Here is a 20,629-nt window from a genome sequence, read left to right as displayed (position 1 = left end):
CGCATTGTTACTCACAGGGCCTCCTATCCCGAGATCCTGATGCCCGGGTTCACGCCCCAGATGGCCAGCGTCATGAACAGGTCGGCGAAGACGACCGCGATGATGCAGAGCTTGATCGCCCGGCCCGCGGCCACACCGACACCCTCGGGACCGCCCGAGGCGAAGAAGCCGTAGTAGCACTGTATGAAGGTCGTGATGGCCACGAAGAGAATGGCTTTCAGCAACGACCACAGCACGTCGTGCGGTACCAGGAATTGATAGAAGTAGTGCTGGAAGGTGCCCGAGGCCGTGCCGCCGATGAACCCCACCGTGATGGAACACGACAGGTAGGCGACCGGCAGCGCCAGGCAGTACAGCGGCACGATCGCGATCATCGCCGCGATCATCCGGGTGCTGACCAGATAGGGCAGCGGCCGGATCGCCTGCGACTCCAGCGCGTCGATCTCCTCGGCGATGCGCATCGAACCCAGCTGGGCGGTGAAGCGGCAGCCCGCCTGTGCGGCGAATGCGAGGGTGGCGAGCATGGGCCCGAGCTCACGCGTGGTCGCGAAGGCGGAAATCGCACCGGTCAGCGGGCTCAAGCCGAGCAGATTCAGCGAGGTGTAGCCCTGGATGGCGACGGTCATACCGCCGAAGGCACTGAGGATCAGAACCACGCCGATGGTGCCACCACCGACGATCAGGCTGCCGTTGCCCCAGGTGACGTCCGAGAGCAGCCGCCAGACTTCCTTCGGATAGTGCTTGAGCGCCAACGGCATCGAGCCGATCGAGCGCAGGAAGAAGAAGACCTGGTGACCGACCCGCGCGAGCCAGTCCCGCGGGGCGCCGGCGGAGCTGCGGATCCGCTGCAGGGGCCGCAGTAGCGGCGGAACATAAGTTGACGACACCGGCTCAAACCATCTGTGGGGGGAACAGGGCGTTGTAGATCTGCGTGATGATCAGATTCGTGCCGAACAGCATCAGCGCGGACAGCACCACGGCGGTGTTGACCGAGTTCGCGACACCGCCCGGGCCGCCGCGGGTGTTCAAGCCCGAATCACACGCGATGATCGCGGCCAGCAGGCCGAAGATCAGCGATTTGATCAACGCCACCAGCAAATCGCTGGTCACCGCGAACGACGCGAATGTGCCGATATAGGAGCCGGGGGTGCCGTTCTGGGCGAAGATGTTGAAGATGTAGCCGGTCAGGAAGCCGACGAAGATCACGAAGCCGCACAGCAGCACCGAGACCAGCATGGCGGCGCCGAGCCGGGGGGCCACCAGCCGGCGCATCGGGTCGACACCCATGACCTTCATGGCGTCGATCTCCTCGCGGATGGTGCGGGAGCCGAGGTCGGCGCAGATGGCCGAGCCGACGGCGCCGGCGATCATCAGCGAGGTGACCAGCGGCGCACCCTGCTGAATGATGCCCAGCCCGTTGGCCGCGCCGATGAAGGAGGTGGCGCCGACCTGCTGCGCGACCGAGCCCACCTGAATGGAGACGATGACGCCGATCGGAATTGCGACCAGCAAGGTGGGGGCCGCTGCGACGCTGGCCATGAATGCGCACTGCCGCACGAATTCACCGAACGGGAAGCGACGACGGAAGATGGCGACGAACAGTTCCGCGACCGCCGAGAAGCCCATCGTGATCTGTCGACCGAAGGTCTCGAGAGACCGCTTGGGATGATCCTGCCAGTACGCCTTCGTCCAGTCCGCCGCGGCACTCATTCTCGATGGTGAACTAATTGCCCCCGACCCGTCCGGACCGTTGGTGACTTGCACTGGCTACCCCTCTCGACGCCGGTTACCCGCCCCGACGACTGTTTCGCTTGAGGCACCTTACTACGGAGTTAGGAAAAACACACCACAAAGTGTGGCTGTGGTCATAGACCCAGATCACGTTGGGTCCGGGCCTGTGATCGGGCGCACCCGACTGGTATCGATCACAAAGAACACGACCATTTCCTAGAACACGTTCTAGTTTACTGATCGAATGTCCAACTCGAGATCCGATACCTGTTTTATCGGATTAAAATTCTCGTTATTAAGATTTGCCCCGAATACTGACGAAAGCCTATAGCGAGTACCCGCGAAACAGCGGTCGTCGTGAGCAGGTGTCGCATCTCGTCGGCCTCGTACGTGTCGTCGCGCGGGCCACGGCATCGATCCAGCAAACTGCATGCGCATACCGGGCGCGTTCGGGCCCGACAACTGCAAGGATGTAGTACGACAAGGCTGATATCGTGCGGACTTCCGACGTCTGGAGGGAAATGTTCAACAAACTCGTCAGGGCGGCTCATGCCGCCTTCGCCGTAGCTCTGGGCGCGGCGCTGCTCGGGACGGGCGCGGGGGTCGCGCAAGCCGGTCCCGGATCGCCGGTGATCGGCGGCGGCTCCGGCATCATCATCGACAACCAGTTCGAGTGCACGGTCACGACCATCGGGCACGACGCCGGTGGCCGCCTGGTCGGCCTGACCGCCGGTCACTGCGGCGAGGCAGGTTCCGAGGTGTGGTCCGAACAGGACCGCGGCGCGGGCGTGATCGGGCATTTCGTCTATTCCAACCACGACCTGGACTATGCGGTCATCCAGTTCGATCCGGGTCACGTCACTCCGGTCAATCGCATCGGCAATGTGACGATCACCGGGATCGGGGCACCGGCCCAGTTCCCCAGCATCATCTGCAAGGAAGGCCGGACCACCGGTAACACCTGTGGCCTGGCCTTCGGCGACGTCTTCCAGACCGACGAGACGTGGGCCGAGATGTGTGTCGTCGAGGGCGACTCCGGCGCTCCCGTCGTCATCGGCACCACTCTGGTCGGCATGGTGAACGCCTATCTGGCGGTGGCCTGCTTCGGGCCCGAGGTCGGTACCAACATGTCGGCGATCGTCAACGACATGAATGCGCACGGTGGCGCCGGGGCGGGCTTCGCGCCGATCTGATCGGCGGCACGACGACCCTTGTAACGGGCGGCGATTCGGGTATCACACCGGAGTCGCCGCCCGTTTTCCGTGCCCGGGGCGGGGCCGGCCGCGCGGCGCGGATCGGGTAGGCCGCCGCTGGGCGCGGTTATGGTGAGGGCTGCCGGCCCGAAAGGAGCACTCCGTGAAGGTGATGAGCGCGATTACAGGTGGGGCCGTCGCGGCCGGGGCCGCGGTGTACTGGGCCACCGGCACCGCCTCGGCAACCGCCGTGCACTGCGATGCCGACCGCAACCGCGATATGACGATCGTCGCCGGTACCACGGCGTGCCGGGCGATGGGCGACGATTCCGGGCACGCTCGGTCGGCGGGAATCGATGGCGTCGGCTATGCCAAGGCAACCGCGGGTGCGATCGCCCTCGGCGTGGGCGCCGGCGGCGGAATCGGGGCCAGTGAGGGCGCTGCCGGACTGCCGGTCGCGGTCGGTATGGGTCCCGACGCCTTCGCCTTCACCTCCCTCGCCGCGGAGGATGTACCCGGCCGGATCGGACTCTCCTTCGCGATGAACGGCTCACAGGCGCAGGTGGTCTCGGGTGAGCGCAGCACGGTCTGTCTCGGCTCGGCGGCGCTGGCATGGGATTCCCGAACGGGCGCGCTCTGTCTCGCGACGCCGATCGGAATGTGGCAGGTCCCGGCCGCACATTGAGCACGATTCCCGGGCTGTCCTACGCTGGCGGGTAGGGGTAACGACGCCGCGGCATGCGGCGGCAGGAGGTCGGCACACGGTGGATCCGGCACGATCGGAGCAGGCAGCCGAGGTAGAAGCGGCGCGGGTGGCACAGGCCGCCGAGACCGACGACGCACCGCAGATGGTCATCGACCCGCGATTCGTGCCGGTCGTGCACCATTTCTTCCGGCTGTTCCCGCGACCCAACCGGGGCGGGGGCGCCTTCGCGATCTTTCTGCACGGGCAGCCCGTCGTCGATGTGTGGGCCGGATGGTCGGCGCCGGATCAGCGCTGGCAGTCCGACACGGTGGCGTTGAGCTTCTCCACCGGCAAGGGTGTGGTCACCACGGTGCTGCATCGGATCGCCGAACGCGGACTGGTCGATTACGACGCCCCGGTGGCCGAATACTGGCCGGAGTTCGCCGCGAACGGCAAACAGGACATCACCGTGCGCGAGGTGCTCACCCATCGCGCGGGACTGCACAAGGTGCGCGGCCTGGCCGCCGACGCCGACGGCATTCTCGACTACGACGCGATGATCGCGGCACTGGCGGCCGCCGAACCGGATCCGCGCCGGTTGCAGGGGTCGGGATATCACGCGGTCACCTTCGGCTGGCTGGTCGCCGAAATCGTGCAGCGCGCGACCGGCAAGCCGTTCACCGAGGTGTTGCGGCACGAGATCGCCGAACCGCTGCAGACCGAGGAGTTCTGGTACCGGGTGCCCGAATCCGAGCGGCACCGCATCGCCCGCACCTTCCCGCGGTTGCGAATCCCCGGACTGCGCTGGGATACCGCCTCGAAGGTCATCGCCCGCAGCCGCACGGTCGGTGCGATCGCCGAGGCCGGGATGCCGGCCGGCTTCGATATGCTGGTCGGCGATCCGCGCGTCCACGACGCGGTGATGCCCGGCTTCAACGGGGTGTTCTCCGCTCGCGCCCTGGCCCGGATGTACGGCGCCCTCGCGAATGAAGGGCGGGTGCTGCTGCCGGACGAGACCTGGAGCGAACCGCTGCTGCGCCCGGAAACCATCGAGTACGTCAACCATGTGCAACGCAGCGAACATCGCGACTACGTCATCGGCGTACCCGTACCGTTCACGCTGGGATACCACCGGCCGCCGATCGCTTCCCGGCGTCCGCTGCGCCGGGCGTTCGGCCACTACGGCGTGGGTGGTTCCGGTGCGTTCGCCGATCCGGAATCGGGCATGTCGGTCGCCTTCGTCACCAATCGGCTGGGCAATTCGCTGAATACGATCGGCGACGGGCGCCTGGCCCGATTGGCCGCGGAGGCTCGCGCGGCACTCGGCTGACGGCGGCGTGCGGGACCGCGTACCGCTTCGAACCCGGGGCCGGGCTGTCTCGTGTGCTGGGTATGCGCGCAGCAACCTCAGGCCGGGACCGCACACCGCAGATTTCCGGCGAACGGGCCGCGCCCCGGCAGCCGCGGTGGGTTGCCGCGCACGCGCTGGCGGCCGGAATCGATTTCGATCGGTACTTCCGGCTGCGTCGCGCGCGCGACGGCGACCCGTTTCTGGTCCGCTTCCCGGGATTCGGCGCGGTATTGTTCACAGGAACACCCGATGGCACAAAGGAATTACTCCGGTCGCCGATCGGAATTCTGCATCCGCCGCAACCGAATCCCATTGAACCGCTTATCGGTTCGGCCTCATTGATACTCGCTCGTGATCAGCGCCATCGCAACGACCGCACTTTGCTGGCGCCCGCATTTCATCGCGCCCGAATTGCGCAGTACGGCACGGTAATTCGGGACAGCACTCGCGACGAGCTCGTCGGCGCCGGCACCGGTCCGGGGTGGCTGCCGGGGACGGTGATCGATGCGCGGGTGGCGGCGCGAGCGCTGACGCTGCGGGTGATTCTCACGCTGATCTTCGGCGCCGACGACCCGCTCCGGCGTGACACCTACACCGCGGCGGTCGGAGAATTCCTCACCGCCTTCACCGGACCGCTGATGCTCGTTCCCGCCTTGCGGCGCAGCGCATTCGGCATGTCGCCGTGGGACAGATTCGCCCGGGCGCGCACCCGGCTGGACGCGTTGCTCGACGCCGACATCGGCGCGCGGCGGGCTACCGGTACGCCCGATGACGGCGCGCTGGGCGTGCTGTCGAGCGCCCGCTACGAGGACGGCAGCGGGGTGAGCGACGCCGATCTGCGCGAACAACTGCGCACCCTGTTGGTGGCCGGTCACGAAACCACTGCCACGAGTCTGGTGTGGGCGCTGTTCCGGCTACACCGCGACCGCGGCGTGCTGGCCCGGCTGCGCGCCGAACTGAGTGGCGTTGGGCCCGACGCAGATCCCGAGGATCTGGCCGGTCTGCCGTATCTGAATGCCGTATGTCAGGAGACGCTGCGACTGCATCCGCCGGTGCCGATCGTGCTGCGGCGGTTGACCGGACCGCACACGGTGTGCGGAGTGGAATTGGCCGAAGGGGACACGATGGGGGTCGCGATTCCGCTCGTGCACTCGGATCCCGGTACGTGGGACGAGCCCGAGCGGTTCCGGCCGGAACGGTTCCTGGACCGCCGGTACGGGCCGTTCGAATACCTGCCCTACGGCGGCGGCCATCGCCGCTGTCTCGGCGCCACCCTGGCCGACTACGAGCTGCGGATCGCGCTCGCCACCATCGTTTCCCGAGTCGAGCTGTCGCTGCTCCCGCGCTATCGTCATGGCCGAATTCCGCGCTCGGTGCCGAACAACATCGCGACCGGTCCACACCGCGGAATCCGCTTCACTGTGGAGGGAATCCGCCACCCGTGAGGTGATTTGTCTCACAATGAGGTTTGCTGGGTATCGATCCGGCTCACGTCCGCCCGCCCGGACCCCGAATCCGACTCGCCGATGCGAACGGGACTTTCACCCTGTCACCACTACGCCGGCGACCCGTGGTGACGCATCACACACGCGCGATGCGGACTTCATAACTGCCGGAACACAATTGGCCGATGCCCGCGAGAGATGTAGTAATGGATGCCGGGCCGGGGCCTGATTGACCATTCGCGCACCCGCGCGCGAATATTCCTGTGCGCCGTGGCGCGCGATCTAGGTGGGAGAGGACGAAACGGCTGTGCGCACCACAACCTGTCGGAAGCCCGTTCGGGACGAGACCAGCCTGTCCAAGCGGACCGGCCTGTTAGCCCTCGCGGTGACCTCTCTGGCGGTGACCGCCGCCGGTGCCATCGCGATGGCGCCCGCCTCGGCAGCGCCGCTGTGGCCCGGCGGACCCGACGTTCCCGGCGCTCCCGCTGTCGTGCAGGCGCCGCAGCCCGAACCCGGTGCCGCGCCGGTGAAGAACCCGCCGCCGCTGCCGCAGGCGAATTTCGCCGCGCCGAGCATCAGCCCCGGCGACGGTGACGTGGTCGGCGTCGCGCAGCCCATCATCATCAACTTCAAGGATCCGGTCGGCGACCACGCCGCGGCGGAGAAGGCCATCCGGATCACCTCCAGCAATGCCACGCACGGCCACTTCTACTGGCGCGGTGACAAGCAGGTGCGGTGGCGGCCGGAGGAGTTCTGGCCCGCCAACTCCGACATCACCGTCGAGGCCGGCGGCACCAAGGTCGCCTACAAGGTGGGCGACGCGGTCGTCGCCACGGCCGACGATGCGACCCACATGATCACCGTCACCCGCAACGGCGAGGTCATCAAGACCATGCCGACCTCGATGGGCAAGAAGGACCACGAAACCCCCAACGGCACCTACTACGTCGGGGAGAAGAACCGGAAGATGATCATGGACTCCTCGACCTACGGGGTTCCGATCACCGATCCGCAGGGCTACAAGCTCGAGGTCGAGTACGCGACCCGGCTGTCCAACAGCGGCATCTTCGTGCACGCCGCCCCGTGGTCGCTCGCCCAGCAGGGTGTGTCCGACTCCAGCCACGGCTGCCTGAACGTCAGCACCGAGGACGCCCAGTGGTTCTTCGAGAACGCGCAGAAGGGTGATCCCGTGGTGGTGACGAACTCCACCGGAAACTTCAGCGCAGGCGACGGTATGGGCGACTGGAGCTGAGCCGAAACGCTGTTCGGTAGCGGCCCCGGAGCGAATGCGCTCCGGGGCCGCTGTCGTTGCCGCCCCTCGCCGCACGGCGCTGTCGCCGATTCCCGCCGCCGGACGCGCTCGGCCACTTAGTATTCGGCGCATGACCCGGGTGCCGGAGACCACGCTCCCCGACGGGAGTTCGCGCACACCGTTCAGGCGCCCGGTGTCGGGATTTCACCGCGTGTTCGCACGAGAGCGGCAGGCTGCGAACGTGCGTCGACGGCCCGAACGGGTATTGCCCTCGAACCGGACGCGCGGGCTGCGCCACCGGCCGTGGAGCGACTACGGGCTATTCCTGGTGCTGGTGGTGCCGAATCTGGTGCTGCTCGGGCTGTTCGTCTACCGGCCGCTGGTCGACAACATCCGGCTGTCGTTCACCGACTGGAATCTCGCCGAACCGTTCGCCCACTTCATCGGAGTCCGCAACTACCGCGAGTGGTGGACGCGGGCGGACACCTGGCAGATCGTCGGCAATACCGTGATCTTCACCGCCTTCGCGGTCGGCGGCAGTATGGTGCTGGGCCTCGCGCTGGCGCTGCTGCTGGATCGGAAACTGTTCGGCCGCAATGTGGTTCGCTCGGTGATCTTCGCGCCGTTCGTGATCTCCGGCGCGGCGGTCGGGGTGGCGTTCCAGTTCATCTTCGATCCCGGTTTCGGCCTGGTGCAGGACCTGCTGCATCGCATCGGCATCACGAACGTGCCGGATTTCTATCAGGATCCGCACTGGGCGCTGTTCATGGTGACGGTGACCTACATCTGGAAGAACCTGGGCTACACGTTCGTCATCTATCTCGCCGCACTGCAGGGTGTGCGGCGAGAACTGCTGGAGGCGGCCGCGATCGACGGCGCCGGACGCTGGACCACCTTCACCCGGGTATTGCTGCCGCAGCTGCGGCCGACGACGTACTTCCTGTCGATCACGGTCATGCTGAATTCGCTGCAGGTCTTCGACATCATCAACGTGATGACGCGCGGCGGACCACTGGGCACCGGTACGACCACCATGGTCTATCAGGTCTACCAGGAGAGCTTCCGCAATTTCCGCGCCGGATACGGTGCCACGGTCGCGACGATCATGTTCGTCGTGCTGCTGGTCATCACGCTGATCCAGGTGCGAGTGATGGATCGAGACGAATGACGAGCACTCGGAAACGCCTGGCGGCGACGATTTTCGGCTACGCGGCGATGGTGTGCGTGCTGATCGTCGTCGGGGTGCCGCTGTTCTGGATTCTGATCACCTCGTTCAAGGCGCGGCCCGATATCTACACCCAGCCGGCGGTGTGGTGGCCGCGCAGTTGGCATCCGGAGAACTATCGCGAGGCCACGACCACATTGCCGTTCTGGACGTTCCTGCGCAATTCGCTGATCGTCACCGCGGTAGTCTCCGCGGTCAAATTCGCGCTGGGCGTCTTCAGCGCCTACGGACTCGTCTTCCTGCGCTTTCCGGGTAAGACGCTGATCTTCCTCGCCGTCATCGCCGCGCTGATGGTGCCCAACCAGATCACCGTGATCTCCAACTACGCCCTGATCGCCCAGGTGGGGTGGCGCAACACGCTGCCGGGCATCATCGTGCCGCTGTGCGGCGTGGCATTCGGCACCTTCCTGATGCGCAACCACTTTCTCTCCCTGCCGGTTTCGGTGATCGAGGCGGCCCGCATCGACGGCGCGAACTGGTGGCAGCTGCTGGTCCGGGTGGTGCTGCCGATGTCCGGCCCGACGATGGTGGCGTTCGCGGTGGTTACGCTCGTCAACGAGTGGAACGAATACCTGTGGCCGTTCCTGATGGCCGACGATGCCGGCGTCGCGACCCTGCCCGTCGGATTGACGCTGCTACAGAACACCGAAAACCCGAGCGTCACCAACTGGGGGCCGGTGATGGCCGGAACCCTGCTGACCATGCTGCCGATTTTGGTGGTGTTCGTGCTGCTGCAGCGGCACATGATCAAGGGCCTCACCACCGGTGCCGTCAAAGGCTGATTCGCTCGAGGAGAGTGCCGTGACCCGACCGCGCACACTGACCCGCCGCGGATTTCTCACCGCCGCCTCGGCGGCCACCGGTTCGGCCCTCTCGGCGTGTGCGGGGATGGGCGGCAGCACCGGAGCCGGCGGCGACCCGAACACGATCATCTTCTGGTCGAACCATCCGGGCACCTCGAAGAATCAGGAAACCGAGTTGATCAACCGGTTCCACGCACAGCACCCCGAGCTGACGGTGAAGCTGGTGGACGCCGGGCGAAACTACGAAGAGGTCGCGCAGAAGTTCAACGCCGCGCTGACCGGCGGCGCGCTGCCGGATGTCGTGGTGCTCTCGGACGTCTGGTGGTTCAACTACGCCCTGAACAAGGCCATCGAACCGCTCGACGAACACATCGCCGCCGCGGCGGTGCCGCTGGCGGACTACGTCGACAGCTTCGTGGACGACTACCGGTTCGACGACAAACTGTGGGCGCTGCCGTATGCGCGTTCGACGCAGATCTTCTGCTATAACCGCGACCTGTGGGCCCGCGCCGGACTGCCCGACCGTGGCCCGCAGAGCTGGCAGGAATTCGACGAATGGGGCCCCGAACTGCAACGCGCCATCGGCGCGGGGAAGTGGGCGCACGGCTGGGGTGATGCCAAGAACTACCTGGCCTGGACGTTTCAGGGACCGAACTGGACCTTCGGTGGCGCCTACTCGGATCGGTGGACATTGAAGTTCTCCGATCCGCGCACGGCCGAGGCCGGAAACTTCCTGCGCGACATGATCAATCGCAAACGCTACGCCGCCATCCGCCCCCAGCTGGCCGTGGATTTCGGCACCGGAGTGGTGGGGTCGGCCATCACCTCCACCGGCGATATCAAGGGCATCGTCGCCAATGCGGCGGGCAAGCTCGACTTCGCCACCGCGTTCCTGCCGCATCCGAACGGGCCGGGATGCACCACCGGCGGTGCGGGGCTGGCGATTCCGTCGCGCATCTCCGACCGGCGCAAGGCCAATGCCGTGCGCTTCGTCGAGTTCATCACGAATCCGGTGAACACCGCCTACTTTTCGCAGGCCACCGGCTACATCCCGGTGCGCAAGTCGGCGGTCCGTGATCCGTCGGAACAGCAATTCCTCGCCGCCAACCGCAATTTCGCGACCGCCGTCGATCAGCTGCCGCTGACCCGCTCACAGGACTACGCCCGGGTGTTCCTGCCCGGCGCCGATCAGATCATCGGCACCGGGCTGGAACAGATCGGACTGCAGAACCGGGATGTGAAGTCGGCCTTCGCCGATATCACCGATCGCCTGCAGACCATCTACGACCGGCAGATCGAACCGAAGCTGCCGCGCTAGCTACCAGATCCGCACGCGCTCGGTGGGTTCCAGATACAACGCGTCACCCGGTTCGACACCGAACGCCTCGTGGAAACCGTCCAGATTGCGGACCACACCGTTGCACCGGAACTCCGGCGGAGAATGCGGGTCGACGGCCAGCCGGCGAATCGCCTCCTCGTCGCGCGCCTTGGTCCGCCACACCTGCGCCCAGCCGAAGAACACTCGCTGCAGGCCCGTCAGACCGTCGATCACCGGCGGCTCGGCGCCGTCGAGGGCGATCTTGTAGGCCTCCAACGCGATCGAGAGCCCGCCGAGGTCGCCGATGTTCTCACCGATGGTGAATTCGCCGTTGACGGTGTGACCGGGCAGTGCCTTCGGTTCGAACTGGTTGTACTGATCGATCAACGCCTTCGTGCGCTTACCGAATTCGGAGCGATCGGTTTCGGTCCACCAATCGACCATATTGCCGTCGCCGTCGTATTTACTGCCCTGATCGTCGAAGCCGTGGCCGATCTCGTGCCCGATCACGGCACCGATGCCGCCGTAGTTGGCGGCGTCGTCGGCGTTCATGTCGAAGAACGGCGGTTGCAGAATCGCCGCGGGGAACACGATCTCGTTCATGCCCGGGTTGTAGTAGGCGTTCACCGTCTGCGGCGTCATGAACCATTCGCCACGATCGACCGGACCGCCGAGCTTGTTCAGATCGCGGTCGTGGTCGGCGGCGTAACCGCTGCGGTAGTTATCCACCGGATCGGCGGGATCGACACGGACCGCGGAATAGTCGCGCCAGGTGTCGGGGTAGCCGATCTTGGGGGTGAAGCGCTCCAGCTTGGCCAATGCGGCCTCGCGGGTCTGCGGGCTCATCCACTCCAGTTCGCTGATGTTGCGGCGGTAGGCCTCGATCAGATTCGCCACCAGCTCCTGCATGCGCTGTTTGGCCTCGGGCGGGAAATGTTCGGCGACATAGATTTTCGCCACCGCTTCGCCGAGCAGATCCTGCACCAGCGATACGCCGCGCTTCCAGCGCTCGCGATTCTCCTGGGCGCCGGTGAGGGTGCGACCGTAGAAGTCGAAGCTCTCCTCGACCACGGCGGCGGTCAGGTACGGCGCTCGCGCCCGCAGCACCCGCCAGCTCGCCCACGCCTGCCAGTCCTCGAGCGGCTCCGCGGCCCAGACCTGCGCGAAGGTGCGCGCGTAATCAGGCTGGCGCACAATCACTTCGGCGAACAACTCGGGTCCCGAGGCCGAGACGCCCTCGGCCAGCGCCTCGGTCCACGCGGCCCAGTCGAATTCGGGATTCGCGGCGGCGAGGTCGGCGAAAGTGGTGAGGTTGTAACTCAATTCGGCGTCGCGGCGGCGCACCACGTCCCAATGTCCGGCGGCCAGTTTGCGTTCCAGTTCGAAGACGCGCTGCGGGTCGTACTCGATCGCGGCCAGCTGGAACATGCGCCGGATGTGCTCGACATATTTGGTGCGGATCTCGGCGTAATCGTCGTTGCGGTAATACGATTCGTCCGGCAGCCCGAGCCCGGACTGGGTCAGGTTGATCAGATAGCGCTGCGAATTCTTGTCGTCGGTATCGACGTAGGCGCCGACCGCCCCGCCCACACCGGTGCGTTGCAGCCGGCCCAGCAGCGCGGCGAATTCGGCGCGATCGCTCACCTCGCGCACCGCCGCCAATTCCGCGGCGATCGGGGTGAGCGCGGCGGCCTCCACCGACTCCTCGTCCATGAAGCTGTTGTAGAGATCGGCGATCTTGCGCGCCTCTTCCTCGTCCGGCACCGAGGCCGCGGTTCCGGCCGCCAGATCCTGGATGATCTTCTTGACGTCCAGTTCGGCCTGGTCGTAGAGGGTACGGAACGCTCCGTCGACCGCGCGATCGGCGGGAATGTCGTACGTGTCCAGCCATTTGCCGTTGACGTGCGCGAACAGGTTGTCCTGCACCCGCACAGCGTCGTCGCGATAGGTCAGATCGATGCCCGAGGGAGTCGTCACGTCGAAAGTCACGACCTCCAGTATGCCGACGGCGGCGGCGCGCCGCCGCCGCATTCAGCCGTGCGCGGCGGTCGCCACCGGGATGCGGTCGAATTCGCCGTCACGCGCACCGGCCAGGAACGCCTGCCACTCGCCGGGGGTGAAGGACAGCTCGGTGGTGCCGTGGACCAGTACCGCGGCGCCGTCCGCGGCCGGGCGAACGTGCAGGTCACCCTCGCTGCCACCGTGCACGACCGTGCGGAGGAATGCCATCCAGGCGGGCGCGCCGACGGTGATCACCGGCTCGCGTTCGAGGCTGTTCGCGGGGTCGCGGCGATATTTGCTGTCGCGGATCAGCACCGCGTCACCGTCGAAACGCACCTCGACACACTGATTGCCGTTGTTGGTGCGCGTCGAGGTGAACCAGGATGTGATCTCCGGCCGGTACCTCGCGGGGGTGGGCATGGGCAGGAGTTTACACGGCTGCGTATTTCTCGATCAGCGCCAATGACTCTGTGCGAGTGAGGGATTGATCGAGCGCTCGCACGAATGCGAACGCCAGATCGTGCACCTGGTCGGGATTGTCGACCGGTCCGCCGAAGACGGCGCTCTCGGCCCAGCCGAAGGTCGGCAGGTACTCGGAGGCGAAGTCCAGCAGGTGAAAACTCGCCCCGCCGAGGATCGCGCCGTCGGGAGCCGCGAACGGGATGACCCGGATGTCCACGTTCGGCCTGGTGCGCAACAGCCCGGCCAGATACTCCAGCTGCGCGCACAGCACGGCCTGCCCGCCGACCTGCTGCAACAGCGTCGCCTCGCCGACCACCGCGGTGAGCGCGACCGGGTCGTGTCCGTGCAACCGCTTGCGGCGCCGCATCCGCATCGCGACCAGCTGTTCGATCTGCGCCGGGGGGATCATCACATCCGCGGCGATCAGCGCCCGCGCATACGCCTCGGTTTGCAGCAGGCCCGGAATCACGAGGCTGTCGTAGCTGCGAATACGGTCCGCGCCGTGTTCCATCCCGTAGTAGCGCTGTAGTTCCGGCCCGATCAGACCCGATCGCGTCCACCAGCCGCGCTCTCGCCCGGCGGACAGCAAGGCGAGCAGTTCCGCGCGTTCCTGTTCGCCGACCGCGAGCAGATCCAGCACCGGGCCGATGGTGTTGGCGGTCAGCACCCGGCGGCCCTTCTCGACATGCGACCAATTGGCCGGGGTGAAGCCGACCGCGCGGGCGAAGCCGGCCGAGTCGAAGCCACGTTGTTCGCGAAGTTCGCGCAGGCGAAGGACCAATTCCCACCGAGCGACCACTGGCGAGGGAGGGGCCATGCGGGCAGATGCTACGCCGGCCGCCGCGACACGCCCGTGACTATTGTCATTTCAACTGTACGGCGATACGGTCTGCGTATCGGTGGCACTGCACTCGACGACGAGACGAGGTTCGCCATGAGCACGCGCGACCCGATGGCCGGCGCGATCGAACCGAATATCACCACCATCACCACCGCGCCGCGCGCTGTCACCCAGGAAGCGCTGGTCCGCTGTCGTCGCTACCGCAAAGAGAACGGGCTCTACGGGATCGTCGAACCGGTACGAGGTCGCATCCTGTTGGAAATAGGCCCGGTCGGCGCGATCACCGTGCCGGCCGCCCTCGGAGCCCCCATTCGCGAATACCTCACCGTGCGTGGACATCGCGGGCCGATCATCGGACATCCGCGATCGGCACGCTGGACGTTTCTCACCGGACACGTCGACGAATCGGCCACCGACGCCGCGATCGCTTCCGATATGTTCCATCGCTGCGCCGCACTGGTAGCCCCCGGCACCACCATCGTGCTGCCCTCACCCGCCGACGAACGCACCGGATACCGGGTGTGGATCGATTCGCCGCACAGCGACTACCGGCCGGAACTGGCCGAGGTGCTCACCGCAACCCGCCAGTGCCGGCCGGACCCGTACTGACCAGGCCGATCATGAGGTCGGCCGCGGGCTCAGCGTCACGCTGTACTTGTTCTCCAGCGTCTGATTCCAATCACGTTGGCACTGATCGATCTTCGACTGATCGCCGTTGGCCTTGTTCACGCAGTCGAGGAAATCCTTACCGCCGTTGTTGACGAAGAAGTTGACCCCGATCGCGGCGATCACGATTCCGGCGATGAGCCCGAGCAGGCCCAGGACCAGGCCGGCCATCGCCATACCGCCGCCGGCCGCGGTGCCGCGCCGAGCCTTGACCGTCGCGATGATGCCGAAGATCAGGGCGACCAGGCCGAAGAGGATTCCGCCCACCACTGTCCAGCAGGTCAGCAGGGCGATGATGCCGAGGACCAGCGCCGTGATGGCCAGCCCCTTGCCCTTGGGCTGCTCCCACGTGCCCTGTCCCGGCGGGCCGGGGTAGCCGCCGGCCGGCGGCGGGGGATATCCGCCCGGATACTGTCCCGGCTGCTGGCCGTACTGTCCCGGCTGCTGGCCGTACTGGCCGGGTTGTTGTGCGTACTGCCCCGGTTGCTGGGGATATTCGCCGGAGTGGCCGGGATACTCGCCGGAACGACCGGGGTACTCGCCCGAGCGTCCGGGTTGTTCGCCGCCCGACTGCGGATACGGTTCCGGCGGGGGATAGTTCCCGGGCGGTGGATTCTCGGTCATCGCTGTCCTCTCCTCGGACGCACGGGCCCTCGACGGCCGCGTCTGCCGACTCTATTGGCCGCCGAGACGTGCGTGCATTTCCCACACCAGGACTTCCGCCGGAACTTCGGCGACGATGCGCTGCCCGCCACTGCGCGTCATCCGCACCGCGTCGCCCTCGTAGAGGGTTCCGACCCCCTCCATCTCCACCTCGCCGCGGGCGACGAAGACATGCAGGTAGGGCGCCTCGGGCAGAGTGATCGCCTGCCCCGCACCGGTTCCCGCCGCGCCGGGCATGCGCCCGACGTGCAGGGCGGAATGGCTGCTGCTGATCGCGATCGCGGTTCGATCGCGGTAGCGCGGCATCCCCGTGGCGACCGTGATCAGGCCGCCGCGGTCCAGTTCGTCGTCGATTTCCAGTTGCTGATATCCCGGAGTAATTCCCGGCTCGTCCGGTACTACCCACATCTGCACGAAATGAACCGGTTCGGAATGCGGCGACGTGCCGCCCTGTTCGGGCGGCAGTCGCCACGAATCATTTTTTTCCGAATGCAGAATTCCGGTTCCCGCACTCATTCGCTGCGCCAATCCGGGATAGATGACACCGGCATGTCCCAGCGAATCCTGATGCACGAGAGAACCGTTCAGAACCCAGGTGACAATTTCCATATCGCGATGCGGATGAGTTTCGAATCCCTCGCCCGGCAACACGATGTCCTCGTTGTTCACCAGCAGCAGCCCGTGATGGGTGTTCTCCGGATCGTAATGCTCGCCGAACGAGAACGAATGCTTCGAATCCAGCCATGCCACACGGGTTTTCATGCGATCGCCGGCGCGATGAACATCGATGTGTGGTGTCGTGAGTGTGGACAACGGGGGTCCTCCTCTCGAGCTGCTGTCGAGGCCGCCGGGTAGATTCTACCGTGGCTGTGCACCGGCCCCGCACATTGATCCGGAGGTGAACCGAAATGCGACCCGACGCTGCGCGGCGGGCCGCCGTGGCCGCCGCCGTCCGCCGGCCCGGAATGCCGCGGCTGGCGCTGATCCGGTTCTCCGGACAGTTCGGCGACGGAATGTTTCAGGCCGCACTGTCGGGAGCGATTCTGTTCAATCCCGAACGTGCCACGGATCCGTTGGCGATCGCGGGCGGGTTCGCGGTGCTGCTGCTGCCGTATTCGGTGATCGGGCCGTATGCCGGAGCGATGCTGGACCGCTGGGACCGCCGGATGGTGCTGCTGGTCGCCAATGCGCTGCGCACGGTGTTGATCGTGGTGACCGCCGTCGGACTGTGGGCCGGAATCCGGGATACGCCGCTGTTGCTGCTGGCGCTGGCGGTGGTCGGGATCAGCCGCTTCGTCCTGGCCGGGATCTCGGCGTCGCTGCCCCGGGTGTTGGAACAGCGCTGGCTGGTGCCGATGAATTCGGTCCTGGCGACGGTGGCATCGGGATGCGCCGGAGCGGGAGCCGCGGTCGCGGTGGCGATCATCGGCGCGATGGGAGCGGGCGATGTCGCGAGCGCGGTGGCGGTGGCGGCCAGTGCCTGCGGGTCGGTGATCTCGGCCGTGGCGGCGATCGGTTTCGCGCGACACCGACTCGGACCCGAACATCGCATAGAAACACCCGGACGCAGTGCGGCCGCCGAATCCGTGCGGGCCGTGCTGACCGGTCTGCGCACCGGTGCCCGGGCGGTCGCCGAATCACGGGATTGCACCACCGCGATGATCGGCGTCGGCACCCACCGCATCGTCTTCGGTGCGAACACCCTGCTCATGGTGCTGGTTTTGCGTCGTCCCAACGAATCCGGAATGTCGACCGGTTCGGGACTGGTCGGCTTCGGGGTCGCGATCACCGCTGTCGCCGCGGGCATGCTGGCCGCCGCGGTACTGACGCCGCTGCTGATTCCGCGGCTCGGGCGCCCGCGCACGGTGGTCGCCGGTCTGTCGGCGGCGCTGCTGGTGCAGGCGACACTGGTCCCGCCGATCACCGTCGCCACCGGTGCGGCCGAACACCGCGCCCATCAACTGTTGCTGGTGGGCGCGTTCCTGCTCGGCCTGGCCGGGCAGATGGTGAAACTGACCGGCGACGCCACCCTGCAGATCGATGTCGACGACGCCCGGCGCGGACAGGTATTCGCCCTGCAGGACACGATTTTCAACATCACGTTCGTGGTCGCCGTCGCGGTGACGGCCCTGATCATTCCCGCCGACGGCCGTTCTCTCGGCGTGGTGGCGGCCGGCGCCGGACTGTATGCGCTGGGTATCGCGGCGATCGCGGTCAACAGTCGCCGGCCTGCGCCACGCGGTTCCGGACGTTCGCAGACGCATCCCGAGTGATCGGTTAGATTGTTAGCCGCTGTGCTCGGTCCCAGCTGATGCGGTGACTGACAGTGCATGTCACCAGCGGTGCGAGTGGTAGTCGAGGAGTGCGGTGTTCGGGAACAACGCGACGGGGAGAGCGGCTGCCGGTAGACCGGCGGCGGCGCGCGGCTCCACCCGCAACGGAAAGCGCTGCGCCTCGGCGATTTTCACGCCCGCGGTCACCGGACTGCTGTTGTTCGGCACGGTCGCCCCCGTCCCGGCCTCGGCCGAACTCGCGCCGTGGGCGCCACCGCCGAAGAATGCCTGCGGCGAAACGGGATTCGATCCGCTGGCCCGCCAGCCCGATCCGAATGCGCCCGCGCCGCCGATCCTTCCGCCGCGAATCGACATTCCGGTGCCGGTGCCCGAGATCGTGCCCGTGCCGGTGCCGGGCCCGCGACCGGACAACACCCGCATCGTGCCGCAGCCTCTGCCCGCGGACCCGTGCCGCAACCCGTGCCCGGATATTCGCGATACGCCGAAACCACCGCCGGCCGAAGACCCTTCCGCGCCGGGCGAGCCCGCACCCGACTCCGGTTCGGCATCCGGCTCGAACGGTGGCTCGAACAACGGCTCGGGCACGGGTTCCGGTTCCGGGTCCGGGTCCGGCACGGGCTCGGGGTCGAATTCCGGTCCGTTCAATCTGCCGAACATCAATATCAATCCGGAACCCGAACCGATCCCGATTCCGATTCCCGGGGGCGAGCCGCCCGCACCGGAGACCCCGCCGCGTCCGGTGCACCCGTCGATCGACCCGGGCGCGGTCGTCGAAGCACCCGCACCGCGCACGGTCGAGAACGTGAAGCTGGTCAATCAGGTGACCGGCCACGGCTCGGTCAACCGCACCGATATGCGCTGGCAGGTCGACGGGACAGACCTCGGCATCATGTGGGAGACCAAGCCCGGCCAGGTCGCGGTGGTGTTCGGCGACACCTTCGGCAAGGGCTGGGAGTACGGCCAGGTCGGCGGACCGGACTGGCGTTCGAACGTGCTCGGCTTCAGCTCCGAACAGGACCTGTCCAAGGGCCTGATCATCGACGACATGGTGCAGGACAGCCGCTGCCACGCCGCCGAACTGCTGAACAGTCGCAAGATCAAGAACTTCGAGACCACCGTGATCCCGACCTCCGGATTCGCACTCGGCGACCGGCAGTACATGAGCTACATGTCGGTCAATCACTGGAGCAAGATTCCGGGGATGTGGTGGACCAACAACGGTGGTCTGGCCTATTCCGACGACGGCGGCAGCACCTGGGTCAAGGATCAGTACGCCAAGTGGGACAACATGTTCGGCATCGATCGCTTCCAGGTCACGACGATGGTGCCGCACGGCGACTACGTCTACATGTTCGGCACGCCCAACGGCCGCATCGGCATGATCGGCCTGGCGCGGGTGCCGAAGAAAGAGGTACTGAACAAGTCCGCGTATCAGTACTGGGTCGACGGGACCTGGGCGCCGGCGCAGGAGAACCGCGCGACGCCGCTCATACCCGGCATCGCGGGCGAACTGTCGGTGCGCTACGACGACTCGAGTAAACAGTGGCAGATGGTCTACCTGGACCCGGCTCGGCATGCGATCGTGCTGCGCACCGCGACCGAACCGCAGGGGACCTGGACCGACGGCACGCTACTGGCCGATACGAACGACTACCCGAAGGCCTACGGCGGATTCATCCACCCCTGGTCGACGGGTAAGGACCTCTACTTCACGATGTCGGCCTGGGACAGCTACAACGTCTACCTGATGCACGCGACGCTGAACGACCCGGAACCCGCCGATCCGTAGGGCCGCGCCGCCGCCCGATCGGGAAATGTCATCCACAGCCCCTGGCGTATTCACCAGCGGCCAGTACTCTCGAATCAATCATGGCCACCTATTTCGATCCCAAATCCTGGTCGCCGTTGCGGGCAGTAGACCTCGGCCGGCGGCTGTTCGACCCGGAGTTGCTGGATCAGTGGACGGCTTTCACCACCGCGTGGCTCGACCCGGTGGCGGATCTCGGCGCGGGTACGGTCACCGCACTCATGCCGGATGTGCTGATGACGCTGCTCAGCGAGGGGATTCTGAGTCGCTTCGGCGGCCGGGAGGTCACCGCGACCCTACTCGGACACGATCTGACCGCGATTCTGCAAACCCTCAAGGTGCGCCGCCGCGGCGCCCACTTCCAGACCAAAACGGTGCTGACCGAGCTGCGCTGGAACGGGCATCCGATCGAGGAGATGACGGTGATCGCGCACGGGGTGCGGCTGATCCCGGGCGTCCCGACGAAGGTGCGCACCGCGGGACTCGACGTCACCGGCACCGTGACCACCGCGGCCCTGGTCGAGTGGCTCAACGAGAAGCGGCTGGACTGGCGGTTCGAGGTGCATCCGAGCGGACTGATCAGCGCGCGTCATCGCACCCGGAAATTCCAGGCGATGGTCGACGCTGCGATCAGTGACAACCTCGTCACGATCGCGGTCCATCAGGCCGCCTGGTCGGGCGTCCGGATGCCGCGGCGCTGGGTGACGGTGGCGCCGGTCACCCTCTCGGACCTGCCCAACGACGTACGCATCGCGCGCGCCGACCGGCAGGGCGACCGGGTGCATTTCCGGCTCGAACTGCCGCAGATCACCGGCTCGTTCGACCTCGGGCAGATGCGGGCGGCGATCGTCGCCGGCACGACGCTGATCGTGTTCTGAGGCCTTTCGGTCCG

General features: G+C 66.6%; 19 protein-coding genes. 12 read left to right on the top strand and 7 right to left on the bottom strand.

Annotated elements, in window-relative coordinates:
* Positions 1-23 precede the first annotated feature (23 nt).
* Both IG65_RS0107375 and IG65_RS0107370 read right to left on the bottom strand, forming a co-directional pair.
* Positions 24-887 carry an ABC transporter permease gene (locus IG65_RS0107375; protein ID WP_030514081.1) on the bottom strand — a complete coding sequence of 288 codons (864 nt, stop codon included), beginning with the start codon at positions 885-887 and terminating at the stop codon, positions 24-26.
* 4 nt (positions 888-891) lie between these two features.
* On the bottom strand, positions 892-1,710 hold the full coding sequence (locus IG65_RS0107370) for an ABC transporter permease (RefSeq protein ID WP_030514080.1): 819 nt from the start codon (positions 1,708-1,710) through the stop codon (positions 892-894).
* Positions 1,711-2,252: 542 nt separating this feature from the next.
* Here IG65_RS0107370 and IG65_RS0107365 point away from each other — a divergent pair.
* The 8 genes from IG65_RS0107365 to IG65_RS0107330 all read left to right on the top strand — a co-directional run bounded on the left by IG65_RS0107365 (position 2,253) and on the right by IG65_RS0107330 (position 11,003).
* Complete coding sequence (locus IG65_RS0107365; protein ID WP_030514079.1) at positions 2,253-2,924, top strand: hypothetical protein; 672 nt, start codon at positions 2,253-2,255, stop codon at positions 2,922-2,924.
* A gap of 172 nt (positions 2,925-3,096) precedes the next feature.
* A complete protein-coding gene (locus tag IG65_RS0107360) occupies positions 3,097-3,609 on the top strand; it encodes a DUF6764 family protein (protein WP_231509098.1) in 513 nt (170 codons plus the stop codon).
* Positions 3,610-3,772: 163 nt separating this feature from the next.
* Positions 3,773-4,939, top strand: coding sequence for a serine hydrolase domain-containing protein (locus tag IG65_RS0107355; RefSeq protein WP_051755571.1), 1,167 nt, complete (start codon positions 3,773-3,775; stop codon positions 4,937-4,939).
* A 62-nt stretch (positions 4,940-5,001) separates the two neighbouring features.
* Complete coding sequence (locus tag IG65_RS0107350) at positions 5,002-6,405, top strand: cytochrome P450 (protein WP_081879349.1); 1,404 nt, start codon at positions 5,002-5,004, stop codon at positions 6,403-6,405.
* 424 nt (positions 6,406-6,829) lie between these two features.
* The gene (locus IG65_RS0107345) at positions 6,830-7,657 is read left to right on the top strand and encodes a L,D-transpeptidase (protein WP_081879348.1); all 828 of its coding nucleotides are present in this window, start codon (positions 6,830-6,832) and stop codon (positions 7,655-7,657) included.
* A gap of 241 nt (positions 7,658-7,898) precedes the next feature.
* Positions 7,899-8,825, top strand: a complete 927-nt coding sequence (locus IG65_RS0107340; RefSeq protein ID WP_030514074.1) for a carbohydrate ABC transporter permease — start codon at positions 7,899-7,901, stop codon at positions 8,823-8,825.
* A complete protein-coding gene (locus tag IG65_RS0107335) occupies positions 8,822-9,664 on the top strand; it encodes a carbohydrate ABC transporter permease (protein WP_030514073.1) in 843 nt (280 codons plus the stop codon). Before IG65_RS0107340 ends, IG65_RS0107335 begins: the two co-directional genes overlap by 4 nt.
* A gap of 19 nt (positions 9,665-9,683) precedes the next feature.
* Positions 9,684-11,003, top strand: a complete 1,320-nt coding sequence (locus IG65_RS0107330) for an ABC transporter substrate-binding protein (protein ID WP_231509080.1) — start codon at positions 9,684-9,686, stop codon at positions 11,001-11,003.
* Here IG65_RS0107330 and IG65_RS0107325 read toward each other — a convergent pair whose 3' ends face one another.
* Genes IG65_RS0107325 through IG65_RS0107315 form a run of 3 tightly spaced genes read right to left on the bottom strand, consistent with a single transcriptional unit; the run spans position 11,004 to position 14,283 of the window.
* Positions 11,004-13,034 (bottom strand): M13 family metallopeptidase, encoded by a 2,031-nt coding sequence (locus IG65_RS0107325; protein WP_081879326.1) that lies wholly within the window; start codon positions 13,032-13,034, stop codon positions 11,004-11,006.
* Positions 13,035-13,424, bottom strand: coding sequence for a DUF397 domain-containing protein (locus IG65_RS0107320; protein ID WP_030514070.1), 390 nt, complete (start codon positions 13,422-13,424; stop codon positions 13,035-13,037).
* 10 nt (positions 13,425-13,434) lie between these two features.
* Positions 13,435-14,283 (bottom strand): helix-turn-helix transcriptional regulator, encoded by an 849-nt coding sequence (locus IG65_RS0107315; RefSeq protein WP_030514069.1) that lies wholly within the window; start codon positions 14,281-14,283, stop codon positions 13,435-13,437.
* Positions 14,284-14,400: 117 nt separating this feature from the next.
* Between IG65_RS0107315 and IG65_RS0107310 the strand changes: the two genes are divergently transcribed.
* A complete protein-coding gene (locus IG65_RS0107310) occupies positions 14,401-14,916 on the top strand; it encodes a hypothetical protein (RefSeq protein ID WP_036507404.1) in 516 nt (171 codons plus the stop codon).
* A gap of 9 nt (positions 14,917-14,925) precedes the next feature.
* Here IG65_RS0107310 and IG65_RS0107305 read toward each other — a convergent pair whose 3' ends face one another.
* Both IG65_RS0107305 and IG65_RS0107300 read right to left on the bottom strand, forming a co-directional pair.
* Entirely contained in the window at positions 14,926-15,597 is a 672-nt protein-coding gene (locus IG65_RS0107305; protein ID WP_081879325.1) for a DUF4870 domain-containing protein, read from the bottom strand.
* Positions 15,598-15,648: 51 nt separating this feature from the next.
* A complete protein-coding gene (locus tag IG65_RS0107300) occupies positions 15,649-16,449 on the bottom strand; it encodes a pirin-like bicupin family protein (RefSeq protein ID WP_030514066.1) in 801 nt (266 codons plus the stop codon).
* A 95-nt stretch (positions 16,450-16,544) separates the two neighbouring features.
* On the opposite strand from IG65_RS0107300, the gene IG65_RS0107295 reads away from it, so the two are divergent.
* The 3 genes from IG65_RS0107295 (at position 16,545) to IG65_RS0107285 (ending at position 20,615) form a co-directional block, all read left to right on the top strand.
* Positions 16,545-17,909 (top strand): hypothetical protein, encoded by a 1,365-nt coding sequence (locus tag IG65_RS0107295; protein ID WP_051755511.1) that lies wholly within the window; start codon positions 16,545-16,547, stop codon positions 17,907-17,909.
* Between the two features lie 187 nt (positions 17,910-18,096).
* Positions 18,097-19,719, top strand: coding sequence for a DUF4185 domain-containing protein (locus tag IG65_RS0107290; RefSeq protein WP_051755569.1), 1,623 nt, complete (start codon positions 18,097-18,099; stop codon positions 19,717-19,719).
* An 80-nt stretch (positions 19,720-19,799) separates the two neighbouring features.
* Positions 19,800-20,615: a hypothetical protein gene (locus tag IG65_RS0107285; RefSeq protein WP_030514063.1), complete on the top strand. Its 816-nt coding sequence runs from the start codon at positions 19,800-19,802 to the stop codon at positions 20,613-20,615.
* Positions 20,616-20,629: the final 14 nt, after the last annotated feature.

This window comes from Nocardia sp. NRRL WC-3656 (assembly GCF_000720265.1).
Classification (GTDB): domain Bacteria; phylum Actinomycetota; class Actinomycetes; order Mycobacteriales; family Mycobacteriaceae; genus Nocardia; species Nocardia nova.
Note: the sequence above shows the minus strand (reverse complement) of the source record. Positions and strands in the feature narration are given on the sequence as shown.